The 11985-nt window shown below is 64.5% G+C and carries 10 protein-coding genes; 5 read left to right on the top strand and 5 right to left on the bottom strand.

The features are described 5' to 3' along the window. Positions 1-101: 101 nt before the first annotated feature. From phnC to AC6I9V_RS06010, 3 genes are all read right to left on the bottom strand, one after another. Entirely contained in the window at positions 102-884 is a 783-nt protein-coding gene (gene phnC / locus AC6I9V_RS06020; protein WP_497898698.1) for a phosphonate ABC transporter ATP-binding protein, read from the bottom strand. A gap of 3 nt (positions 885-887) precedes the next feature. Then, positions 888-1841 (bottom strand): phosphate/phosphite/phosphonate ABC transporter substrate-binding protein, encoded by a 954-nt coding sequence (locus AC6I9V_RS06015; RefSeq protein WP_497898697.1) that lies wholly within the window; start codon positions 1839-1841, stop codon positions 888-890. Positions 1842-1988: 147 nt separating this feature from the next. Then, positions 1989-2681, bottom strand: a complete 693-nt coding sequence (locus AC6I9V_RS06010) for a phosphonatase-like hydrolase (RefSeq protein ID WP_497898696.1) — start codon at positions 2679-2681, stop codon at positions 1989-1991. A 213-nt stretch (positions 2682-2894) separates the two neighbouring features. Between AC6I9V_RS06010 and AC6I9V_RS06005 the strand changes: the two genes are divergently transcribed. Both AC6I9V_RS06005 and AC6I9V_RS06000 read left to right on the top strand, forming a co-directional pair. Further along, positions 2895-4115: a TIGR03364 family FAD-dependent oxidoreductase gene (locus AC6I9V_RS06005; protein ID WP_497898695.1), complete on the top strand. Its 1221-nt coding sequence runs from the start codon at positions 2895-2897 to the stop codon at positions 4113-4115. Positions 4116-4372: 257 nt separating this feature from the next. Beyond that, complete coding sequence (locus AC6I9V_RS06000) at positions 4373-4738, top strand: hypothetical protein (RefSeq protein ID WP_497898694.1); 366 nt, start codon at positions 4373-4375, stop codon at positions 4736-4738. Positions 4739-4861: 123 nt separating this feature from the next. On the opposite strand, the gene AC6I9V_RS05995 is transcribed toward AC6I9V_RS06000, so the two are convergent. Then, the gene (locus AC6I9V_RS05995; protein ID WP_497898693.1) at positions 4862-5482 is read right to left on the bottom strand and encodes a MerR family transcriptional regulator; all 621 of its coding nucleotides are present in this window, start codon (positions 5480-5482) and stop codon (positions 4862-4864) included. Between the two features lie 71 nt (positions 5483-5553). Between AC6I9V_RS05995 and AC6I9V_RS05990 the strand changes: the two genes are divergently transcribed. Further along, positions 5554-6030 (top strand): DUF4188 domain-containing protein, encoded by a 477-nt coding sequence (locus tag AC6I9V_RS05990; RefSeq protein WP_497898692.1) that lies wholly within the window; start codon positions 5554-5556, stop codon positions 6028-6030. Positions 6031-6249: 219 nt separating this feature from the next. Here AC6I9V_RS05990 and AC6I9V_RS05985 read toward each other — a convergent pair whose 3' ends face one another. After that, positions 6250-7980 (bottom strand): putative bifunctional diguanylate cyclase/phosphodiesterase, encoded by a 1731-nt coding sequence (locus AC6I9V_RS05985; protein WP_497898691.1) that lies wholly within the window; start codon positions 7978-7980, stop codon positions 6250-6252. Positions 7981-8482: 502 nt separating this feature from the next. Between AC6I9V_RS05985 and AC6I9V_RS05980 the strand changes: the two genes are divergently transcribed. Together AC6I9V_RS05980 and AC6I9V_RS05975 are read left to right on the top strand one after the other, a co-directional pair. After that, entirely contained in the window at positions 8483-10009 is a 1527-nt protein-coding gene (locus tag AC6I9V_RS05980; protein ID WP_497898690.1) for a CYTH and CHAD domain-containing protein, read from the top strand. Positions 10010-10106: 97 nt separating this feature from the next. Continuing rightward, positions 10107-11981 (top strand): pyruvate kinase, encoded by a 1875-nt coding sequence (locus AC6I9V_RS05975; protein ID WP_497900267.1) that lies wholly within the window; start codon positions 10107-10109, stop codon positions 11979-11981. The last annotated feature ends 4 nt before the right edge of the window (positions 11982-11985 follow it).

Here is an 11985-nt window from a genome sequence, read left to right as displayed (position 1 = left end):
GGACAATCTGGCCCAGGAGCGGCGCGTCCACGGGGCCCGGTGCGGCGCCGTTCCGTCGGGTGCCTGATCCTGGGCCTCGGGCCGCCGGGTCAAGATTCCGGTCATCCGGCAACCGCCCCGGCATCGGCGGGCGCAACTTTCGCGTAGATGCGCATTGCCTCCTCCCGGCTTAAACCGGTGGTTGGCGTGTCAAGCACGACAGCACCTCGACGCAACCCGACAACCCTGTCGCCCCAAGAAAGGGCAAGGTCCACCTGATGCAGGCTGCACACCACTGTTAGCCCGTTCTCTCGGCCGATTTCGCGGATAAGGTCCATGACCTGTTGCGATGAGTCGGGGTCCAGAGAGGCGACCGGTTCGTCGGCAAGTAGGATTTTCGGGTCCTGCATCAGTGCCCGGGCAACCGCCACTCGCTGCTGCTGGCCGCCTGAAAGGGTGTCCGTCCGCTGGTGTTCAAGGCCTGCAAGACCGACGCGCTCGAGGTGACCGGCCGCCGTCGTACGCATCGCCCGGGAGTAGGACCAAATGCCGAGCCGCGGACCGGTGACCCTGGCGAGTCCGCCGGTGAGGACATTCTCCAGAACGGAGAGTGAGCCCACCAATTCGAACTGTTGGAACACTACTGCCACCTGTGAGCGGAGCGCCCGGAGATCGCGACCGCGCAGTGCCGGGACGTCCTGGCCAAGGACACGGACACGGCCGGCCGTTGGCCGCTCCAGTTGGTCAATGTGCCGCAGCAGGGTCGACTTGCCCGATCCGGACAGGCCGAGGAGGACGAGAATTTCGCCCTCCTCGACCGTCAGGTTCACACCGTCCAGGGCTCTCGTGACGCCAAAGTCCTTGACCAGTCCATTGATCTCGATGACGGCGTGATGGGTGTTCATGTGCTAGATGCCGGCACAGGTCTTGACGTCCGGGAGTTTCTTGCACAGGTCCCGTAGGTTGTCGTAGTACTTGTCGTCGACCGGCTTGTTGCCCTCGCCGAAGAACTTTTCAAAAGCCTCCGTAGTGGTGATCCCGGCAGCCTTGATGTCAGCGGTGGTGACCGTCGACATCTTGTCGGTCAGGACCTTCTTGAGGTCTGCGGGCAGTCCGTCCGCGACGGCGAAAGGCGGCCCCGGGACGAACTCACGGTGCACGACTTTCAGGTCGGAAGCCTTGAACAGCCCGGCGGCGGGGCCGGAGGTAGTGACCGTGATGTCCTGGGCGAAGCCCACTTCGCACTCCGTGCCCATGGCGACCTTCTGGGCCGAGACGTCGTGCTTGCCGGCCATCACCGGAGTGTAGGCGCCGCCGGTGACGCCGGCCTTGTTCAGCATGTACTGCGGGAAGAGGTAGCCCGAGGTCGAGTTTTCATTGACGAAGCAAACCTTCTTTCCCTTGAATCCTGCCAGATCGGTAACGGCGGATCCTGCGGGGACGATGGCGTCAGAGTAATAGCCAGGCTCATGGGTGCTTGCGTCAACGCTGGCACCTACCGGGGTGAATTTTGCGCCCTTGGCCTTTGCCTGGAGATACGTGAAGCCGGAAAATGACACGACATCAACCTGGCCGGCAATTGCGGCCTCGATGAGCGCAGCATAATTCGATGACTGCTTGACTTCGACTTTCTTGCCCGAAACCTTACCGACGTAGTCCGCGATAGGCTGCTGGCTTGACGTCGCGGAACTTTCGTCCGGGACCAGGCCGATGACAAGAGTGTTGGAATCCTTGGCAAATGTGCCAGTTTCGGGGGAGGGGCCCGAGGCGCCAGCTGCGCCGCATGCGGTCAAAGCGAGGGTCGCTGCCGTGATCAGTGCCGCGGCCTGGATGGCGCGGCCGGAGGAACGCAGGAAATTCACAGGGTGCCTTTCAATTCGGATGCGGATTTGTCTGGGAGGGCTGCGGAGCACTCGATACCCTCGATTGACCGGCTGAGCATACGAAGCAGTGGTTAAGAACTCCCGCGGAACGGCGGCGTTGCGGTGAACGGCACGTGAACCTTGGGACTATGTGCCGAAATCCATTCGGGCCAGCAGGGCGGGAAGATCCTTCACGCCATCCAGAATGTAGTGGTGCGGCCGTTGTTCCAGGGCCTGGCGGCCCAGTTTGCCCGTGAGCACACCGACGGCGGTGACACCGGCATTGAGGGCCGCTGCAAGGTCCGCAAAGGTGTCCCCGGCGGCCAAGACCGATCGGACGTCGCGGGTTTCCGTCAGTTCCATGGCCCGGTGGATCATGTACGGGGCCGGGCGTCCGGCTCCCACCTGATCCGAGCAGACGACGGCGTCCAGCATCCCGCCGTGGGACGCCAGGCGCCAACCGAGCCTGGCCAAGAGCGGCCACGCAACGTCGCCGGAAAAACCGGTGGTCAGGGCCACCTTGACACCCATGCTGCGCAGTTCCCCAAACGCTTCTTCGACACCCTCCAGCGGCGCTGGTGGACGAGAGTCATAGGCACTCCCCAGAAGTATTTTGAAGCGGGCGAATGCCGCTGCCACGATCTCAGGGCTGGGGCGGCCACCGCCTCGGAGGATCAGTGCGGAGATGGCCTCTGCCTTATCCGCACCCATCCATTCCTGGATATCCTCCGGTGTGGTCACCGCACCGGTTTCCTCGACGCAGCGTGCCAGTGCAACATATACATCCCCATGCTCGTCCACGGTGGTTCCCGCCATGTCCAGGGCTACTAGCTTGATCACGTTTCCTCCGTATTTAGACACTGATTGGACCTGGCGTAGATTGCTCAAATTCAAAACCGAACCAAACAAATTTCAGCAACTCGTTTGGGACTGCTAAATGACTTTGCACCGGGCAACCACCAGACACTTCAAACGCCGGGTTGCGTTCGCGTGAATTTCCTCGTTTCTCTGCCAGGCTGACTTGATACCAATGCCTCCAGGGACGATTGTCGAGTGGTGAACGTCTCCCGCCCTCGCCCTGTCCCTGCATCGAGTTCCGCTGGACCTTCACGTGTCGTCGATGTCGTGATCGTAGGAGCAGGCATCATTGGGCTTGCCCACGCCGCCCTCGCGCTGGCCAATGGGCTCACAGTGGTCCTACTTGACCGCGACCACCGGGCTGTCGGTGCCTCAGTCCGCAACTTCGGCCACTGCTGCATCACTGCGCAATCCGGCGAACTCTACGACCTTGCCCAGGTCTCTCGACTGCACTGGCTTGAATACGCCGCTCGAGCCGGATTCACGGCCATCGAATCCGGGGCTGTTGTGCTGGCCCGCACCGAATCTGAACTGGCGGTCCTGCGGGAACTCTCCGCGTTACGCGGCCCGGGCCAGGTGGACTTGCTAACGGCCGCCGAGACTCGCGCACGTTTGGGTTCCGCATCTTCAGCGGCCTCCGCCGGGGGCAGGTACGGCGACGGCACGTGGCCGGGTTTGCTAGGCGGTGCCTTCCTGCGTGATGACTTGCGCGTCGACCCCCGCACCACGGTGGACCGGCTGGCTGCCTGGCTCGGTGCGCAGCCTGGCGTCCAACTCTTCTGGAACACGGCGGCGCTGGGCTTTGGTCAAGACGCAGCCGGCGCAGCAACCGTCAGCACATCGCGTGGTGAATTCAGTGCCCGGCAGGTCTTTGTCTGCGTGGGCCACGATGTCGACTATCTCTTCCCGGACGTAGCCGCCGACCACCAGATCCGGCGCTGCAGCCTGCAGATGTCACTCGCGGCCGGGCCGGCCGGCGTTCAGATCGCCCCGGCAGTGCTCACGGCCACATCCATGCTTCGCTACCCCGCATTCACGGAGCTGCCCGCCGCCGCCGCGCTTCGCGCTGAAGTGGAACGGACCCGTCCCGAGCTGCTGGAGATCGGCGCCAACGTGATGTTCACCCAGCGTCCCGACGGAGGCTTGATTCTCGGGGACTCCCACCACTACGGCTCCGCTCCGGGGCCGTTCTTGTCTGAGTCCGTGACCGAAACGATCAACGCGGAAATTGAGGCCGTCATTGGCCAGCCGCTGGACATCGTCGAGCGATGGCAGGGTGTTTACGCCTCCTCCGATGTAGCGCCGATCCTCGTTCGTGACGTCCTTCCGGGTGTCACAGTTGTATCGGTGACCTCGGGAGTGGGAATGACGCTGTCGTTCGGACTCGCGCAACGAAACCTCGCCCACTTCTGCTGAGGTGCGAGTTGCCGGCGTTCGATCTCTTGTGGTGCCGGGCCGGGTTCGTCTTGTTGCATCGGCCTGAGCGGGTCCTCTCAGGGAAGAGTGCCGAAGTTTCACCGAGTTGTTGTGCGGTGTTCGGGCGGCGTTGGCGCACTTCACAGGGATGGGCCGGAGACTGCAAAAACCGGTAAGAATGACGGCAGCGGGGGCCGGGAAACCTGGCGGGCGGCGGCCACGCCTTGGCGGCCCTGCTGAGCAGATTGGGGGCTCTGATGATAGAAGACCGTGAGCGGGCGGTAGCATACGTTGCCGGACGTCTCTGCACCTTCTCCAGCGCCCGGCTGATCCGCGACGCAGAGACCGGGCGATTAGTCCTGATGAGCGGCGAAGTGTCCGCGGACCGCGTCCACATCTACGACTTCCAGACCCGCGGCTATCTTGCGGGCAGCCGGACAGCGGGCCGGTGGAACCTGTTCCATGCCGGGGACAACGCCACGATCGAACTGATCCAGACCGAACCCGACCGGTTCGCTGGCCATGACCATTCCTCCGGCCAATGGTTCGCGGTGACGGTCACCGGCAGGATCGCCCTGGTCAAGGACATGATCCCCGGACGGTCCCGGCGCTACGCGCTCTGACGGGGTCGTCGTGGGCTGCCGGTCTCGGTTTCCGATTCGGTCGCCCCTTCTTGGAGAACACCGACTACACTCCGGCGGCATGCGCCGTCACTCTCCGCTGGCTGGAACCCGGAATGAGGGTGATCAGGGGGTCCCGGAACCACCAAAGCGCCGGAAAGACGCGGATTGCTGTGCAAGCCGGCGCATGGCCAGGAGGACTGGTTCCATCAGCAGTGTCCCGAGGACTACGTATTGCATCGTGGCCTCGGGCGAATCTGTCGGAACACCCTCAACGTCGGCTTCCGCGATGTCCCGCATTGCGGCGGCGTAACGGTCCAGGAGTGCTTCCGGCGGGTTGAAGCCCGCGTCGGAGAGCCCCTGCAGGGCCTGCACTAGTGCAGCCTGGGTGCTGCGGGCGCATGCCTCAGCGCCCCATCCCCAACGCGCCAGGAGACTCTGCGCACCCGCGATCTCGACGTCGTCCGCTGCGGGCCGGGTGGCCGCCTGGTGGGCGATTCCGAGCAGCTCGTGGCGGGAATCCGGGGGGTTCTCAATCCCGTGCAGCACCGCTCGGGCGGCGCTGACGCTGAGGCCGGCGGTCCCAATCAGTGCGCGGATGAGCTTTAACCGGCGGACATGCGAGTCGTCGTAGCGCGCCTGCGTCGCGGACGTAAGCACGCCCTCGTGCAGCAGGTTCTCGCGAAGGTAGTACTTGATGGTGGCTACGGGAATGTCTGTGGCGGCGGCCAGCTGTGAGATGCGCAAAGATTCTCCTTGACTTAGATAGTGCTACTCACCAATATTGGGGAGTGATGGTATCCAGTTAGGAGACGAGTATGGCACGCATCAACGCAGGACGTTTCACGCACCGCTACCACGGTGAATTGGTGGTCTTCCTCATCGGTATGCGCATCAATAAGCCTTGGCGCCCGGATCTCTGGCTCCCGGTCTTCCTTGCGATGCCCCGGATGCTGGCCGAGCTCTCGCGCGAGCCGGGTTCCGGGCTTTTAGGCTTCAGGTTTGCCGCCGGTCCGGGCGGGCCGGCCATTGTGCAGTACTGGGACTCGGTGGACAAGCTGTATGCCTACGCCAGCGCGTCCGGTTCGGAACACCGGCCCGCCTGGACCGCCTTTAACCGCCGCGCGCGAAAGGCCCCTAAGGCTGTCGGCATCTGGCATGAAACTTTCCAGGTCAGTCGCGCCGAGAGCATGTACGTATCCATGCCGACCCTGGGGCTGGCGCAGGCAACCGAGTTGGTACCCGTCGGCCCCGGAAGCCATCAAGCGAGGGAGCGGCTGTCGGGTCCGCGCTGACTCGGCCCGATCGAGAAGGGGCCAGATGCGCGAAGAGGGTCCCCCAAGGACCCTCCTGCACGCGGAGCGGCGTTCGCTCCACCCGTTGGCACACGCCAACCATAAGCATGCTGACCTTCTCATGTCACGGATCGATGAGCTAATTCACCAGCCGTTCATCTGCCTTGGGCGCGCCCGCGGGGTGTTTTGGCATCAACGTCGTTCGCGGCGGCGGGGTGGCTAGCCTGGAACGCTCGGCAGCGGGGTGGGCCGGGGCGCCGCGTCTGGTTGCCGTGCCCGCAGCACGGTGTCGAGCTGGTCCGCGGGGAGGGGGCGTGAAATGAGGTACCCCTGGGCGGTGTCGCAGCCCAGCTCTTTCAGGACTTCGAGTTGGGTTTGTCGTTCGACGCCTTCGGCCGTGGTCGTCAGTCCCAATGCTCTGGCCGGGGCGATGACGCCGGAGACGAGGATGGCTGAGGTGGGGTCGGAGTCAATGGTGTCGATGAAGGATTTGTCGAGTTTGAGCCCGGTCAGGGGAAGGTCGCGCAGCATGGCCAGGGATGAATACGCTGTCCCGTAGTCATCGAGGGCGACGCCGATGCCGGCGTCGATCAGCTCCTGCAGCTGTTTGGCGGCGGACCGGAAGTCGGCGACGGCGGCGGTTTCGGTGATCTCGATATTCAGCAGTGATGCCGGCAGGCCGTGCCGTTGCAGCGCCGAGAGGACGTCCGGGACGAGTGTGCGGGTCCCCAATTGGACCGGAGAAATGTTCACGGAGATCGCCCTGGGCGTACCGGCGTCGGCCCATCGACGGGCCTGGGCGCAAGCCTGATCAATGACCCAACGGCCAATGGCATGGATCTCGCCGGTGTGTTCTGCCACATGGATGAACTCGTCGGGGGAAACGGGGCCGAGTTCGGCGTCTTCCCAACGCAGTAGCGCCTCGACGGCTCCGCAGGTCCCGTGGCCGATGTCCATCAGCGGCTGGTAATGAAGCGTGAACCCCGACGCGGCGAGGGCATGCGGGAGGCGTCTGCGGATCAACGCCTGGCGAGCGAACCGGGTGGGGGGACGGCAGGGATCGATCCTGCCAACCCGCCGCTTGCCCTCATGCTTGGCCTGCAGCATGGCCGTGTCGGCGTGACGGAGCAGGTACTCCAGCCGCGCCGCCGGGCTGCCGCCCTCGATGTCCCCGGCCATGGCCAGGCCCAGGGTCGCCGAAAGGTGGAGTTCGTGTCCATCGTGCTCAAAGGGCTCTTTGAGTGCTTCCAGGAACCTGGCCGCGATCGAACGAGCGGCGGCCTCGTCGACGTCGACCAGTAGAACGGCGAATTCGTCGCCGCCCAGCCGGACGCTCAGGTCTCCCGGGCGGGTGCACGCCTGGAGCCTGGCCGCAAAGGAGGCCAGTGCCGCATCGCCGGTGCGGTGCCCGAATGTGTCGTTAATGATCTTGAAGTCATCGAGATCCACGTAGAGGACGGCTGTCGACGACGACCCCGGGGTGTCGATCAGGGTTGGCCCGTGTTCGTCCAGAAGCCTACGGTTCGGGAGTCCGGTCAGAGGATCATGATGGGCGTCCTGCTGGAAGAGCTCTGACAGGCCCTCGAAAACCTCCGACACCGGCACAATCCGAGGACCGGCTGCTGACAGGACCAGCAGGTCCTCATACTGGGCCTCCTCGGGCCGGCCCAGAAGCGCGGCCGCGGCGGCCCGAAGATCCAAGAGAGGCTCGAACGCGAAGCGGTTCGGTGGCAGCAGCTCGGCGGCCTTGACCCGGGCGTTCAGTGCCCTGCCGTAACCCAGCCGCCCCGTCATGCGGTCATCGACCTGACCGCGGGTGAGCAACGAGAGCGTGCCGTTCACATCGACCACGACGGCCCGCAGCCCGCGGTCGGCACGGAATAACGCCTCGATCTCAGTTGAGGGCTTATCCCCGGGCACGACCAATGCGGGGGATCCGAGGTCGGTCAAGATCCGAAATGACGGGCGCGGCGCCCGGCCGGGACTACCGGGATCAGTGCTCACCGGCCATTCATACAGGAGTCAGGCGAACACCACCTGAACACAAGACAAAGATCGAGAGTCATATCTCGTTTGGGCCGCGCGCAGTTGTCCGGGCCCGCCGCACTGACCGAACGTTATCCGGCTCGAAGTCGTGGACGCTGTCGTGGCCCAGGTAGGGGCACGCCAGCCGCACAGCACCGGCCATCGGATTCCGTGCTGTGCAGCCCCCAAAGTGGCGCCCGCGTGGTCCTACTGCGTGCTAGTCAGTCTGGCGTGAATTATTGCCTCAGGCAAGCACTAATTCCTCCGGCATGGCCGCCGCCCTGCAGAGGGTCGATTCGATGCGTGTCCTGGCGTGTGGATCGCTGATGGCCGCCCCCTAAAGCTGGAGAATGCGCGCCGAATCGGCTCATGTTTCAAGGGCCTTTGGACACGGCCCTTGGAATTCCTTGCGGGCCTACCATGAGACATGGCCGGGACCGAAAAAGCCGAAGTTGAACGAAAATTCGATGTCGGCGAATCAGATGAGCTGCCGGTTTTTACGTCGATTCCAGGGGTGGACAGCGTTCAAAGCACCGGGGATCAGAAACTCGACGCGGTCTATTTCGACACGGCAACCCTGGCCCTCGCGGCACGGCGCATCACCCTGCGCCGCCGCACCGGGGGCAAGGACGCCGGCTGGCATCTGAAACTGCCGGTGGCCGGAGACGAGCGGCTTGAGATCACGGAACCCCTGAACGAGGATCCGGACACGGTGCCCCGGCGATTGAGGTCTCTGGTGCTGGTCCACACCCGAAACCTGGAACTGGCTCCCATCGCCCACGTGAAGACCCGCCGCACGCCGATGTCCCTGCTCTCCGCTGACGGCACGGTTCTGGCTGAATTCAGCGATGACCGGGTGGAATCGACGATCCTCCTGGAGCCGGTCGAAGTTGCGGCATGGCGGGAATGGGAGATCGAGCTGGTCGATGGGCGGCGGAAGCTGTTGGACACCACGGAGACGGTGTTGGCCGTGCTGGGCCATCGGCCCGCACAACTGCCCTCAAAACTGGCCCGCGCCCTGGGCAGCCGCTACCCGGCGGACGGTCCGCCAGTACCTAGACCGGCTCGCAAGGGTCCGGCCTCGGCGGTGCTGCTCGCCTACCTGCGCGAGCAGGTCGAGGCGCTCAAGAAGCACGACCTCGGAGTCCGGCGAGCGGCCCCCGACGCCGTGCACCAGCTCCGCGTGGCCGCCCGCCGGATGCGATCGGTGCTGGCGAGTTTCCGCAAGCTGACAAACACGGGAACTGCACAGCTTCTGCGGGAAGAACTTCAATGGCTCGCCGGCACGGTGGGGGAGGCCCGGGATCTGGAAGTCATGCGCGCTCACCTCAATGAGGAGCTCGACGCCGAACCTTCGGATCTCGTCACGGACCACGCGAAACAACATCTGGAGGACACGCTCGGCGGCGCCTACGAGGCTGCTTTAGCCGAGGGCCAGGCTGCTCTGGACAGCGACCGATACTTCCGGCTCCTCGATGCGCTCGACGGCTTCCTCACGTCCCCTCCGCTGGCCGGAGCGGCGCACAAGAAGGCCCAGGCGAGGATCGGCCGGCTCGTCAACGCAGAACGACGGCGTCTCAAAGGGGCGGTGAAGAACCTCCGAAGTGTGTCCGACGCCGAGACCGCCGACGCAGCGCTCCATGAAGTCCGCAAGAGCGCGAAACGCCTCCGTTACGCGGCAGAAGCTGCCGTCCCGACCTTTGGGAAGCAGGCCGCCAAGATGGCCCGCGCCGCCGAAAGAATCCAGACCATTCTGGGCGAACACCAGGACAGCGTCATCGTCCGGGAGAAGCTCCGGTCCCTTGCCGCAACGCCCCCAGCGGAGGCCAGCGGAGGAGACGGTTTCACCTTTGGCCGACTCCATGCCCTGGAACAACAGCGCGGCGCCGAAGCCCGTTCCCGGTTCCACCAAGTGTGGCGCACATCCCCGCCCGGGCGGCTCCGCTGGACATAGTCCCCGGCTCCTCGTTTCGGATTCACAAGCCGGACATACCGAATAGCTAATCCCACCCGGAAGAACAGTCCGAGACTTGTGTCTTACCCCACTGGCCATGCCGCCGCCGTGGCCGGAAAGGATCATCGTGATGGACTCTGAGATCCAGGAACTCCGCGCATTGCTGGAGGATGTATCCCGGCTGCAACGAAACCTCAGGCACGCCGAAAGACGGCAGAGTGAAAGGATTGCGGCGGTACTTCCCCGCCACCGCGACAGCGCGAGGAACCTCGTTCACTACGCGGAGCTGCGCAGGCATGACATTCGGGACCTCCAATCAGCGCTGGCGAAGCACGGACTCTCCTCATTGGGGCGCACCGAATCGGCTGTCCTGAATGGTGTCGGCACGCTGGCGAGGACTTTGGCGCGGCTGGTGGCCCCGACTGACCTGCCTCACGCAGCGACGGATCCCCTCGACGGTGAAGGGCTGCTTGCCCGAAACGCCGTAAACCTCCTGGGGCCGGAACCGGAGGACCGAGGCACGAGGATTATGGTCACGCTGCCCAGCGAAGCCGCCACGGACCCGAACATCGTCCTGGGCATGATGGAACGGGGTATGGACCTGGCCCGCATCAACTGCGCCCACGACACCCCGGAGCGATGGCGGAAAATGGTCGCTAACATCCATGCCGCGGAAGAATCCACGGGCGGGCGATGCCTGGTCTCGATGGATCTAGCCGGGCCTAAGCTTCGGACCGGACCGGTCCGCCCGGGCCCCTGTGTCTTGCGCGTCAAGCCGGTCCGGAACGATACCGGCGCGGTGACGGCGCCAGCCCACGTATGGCTTGGAAAGCAGACGGGGGCGAGTCCGGCGGTTCCGGGGATTCCCGTGCTGGACGAGAACTGGGCGGCGGCCCTGCGCGAAGGCCAAAAGATAGTCTTCGACGATGCCAGAGGAGCAGGCCGCACGCTCGTCGTGGAGAAACAGGGCGGGCCGGACGGGTGCCTGGCAGCCCTCCACGACACCAGCTACTTCATCCCCGGAACCAGGCTCCACGCAGTTCCTGAGCCTTCGGCCGAAAGGAAGACCCGCCGCGAAGAGTGGCCGTCCACAGTTGTCGGCGATCTGCCCGCACTTGAGCAGAGCCTCATGATCCACCGGGGTGACACGGTCATCCTCAGCAGTGACCTGACTCCCGCCGACAGCCACACCGAAGGCCTTCACCAAATAGGCTGTACCCTCCCGGGCGTCTTCGTGAACGCGAATCCCGGGGAAAGGATCTGGTTTGACGACGGAAAAATTGGCGGGGTGATCACCGACGTCAGGGACGGCGAGCTGACAGCGAAGATTGTCTCCGCGGCTCCACGGGGCTCCCGGCTCCGGGCTGAAAAGGGAATCAATCTTCCCGACACGCGCCTCACAGTCCCGGCACTGACGGAGCAGGACCTAGTCGATCTCGAACACGTCAAAGAACTGGCCGACATCGTCAGCATGTCCTTTGTTCGCAGCGACGCCGACGTCCGGGACCTGCTGAGACACCTGGACTCGGAAGCGGACCGGAACCTGGACATCATGCTCAAGATCGAGACGGTGGCCGCGTTTGAAGCGCTGCCGGAAATCCTCCTGGAATTGATGAAGTGGGCCGACGTCGGCGTCATGATCGCCCGCGGCGACCTCGCCGTGGAGGCAGGATTCGAACGGCTCGCAGAGGTCCAGGAGGAAATTCTCTGGCTCTGCGAGGCCGCCCACATACCGGTGATCTGGGCGACCCAGGTGCTGGACACCCTGGCCCGCACCGGTCAGCCGTCCCGGGCCGAAGTGACCGACGCCGCGATGGCCCAGCGCGCCGAATGCGTGATGCTCAACAAGGGCCCGTATATCAACGAGGCCATCACCATGCTCGCTGGCATCCTGGGCCGCATGAAAGACCACACACAGAAGAAACGCAGCCTTCTCCGCCGCCTCCGGGCCTGGGACCACTATCCCCGCTAGCGCA

The sequence above is a fragment of the Arthrobacter sp. SlRoot2-15 genome (assembly GCF_059739345.1).
This window is presented reverse-complemented; position numbering and strand designations above follow the sequence as displayed.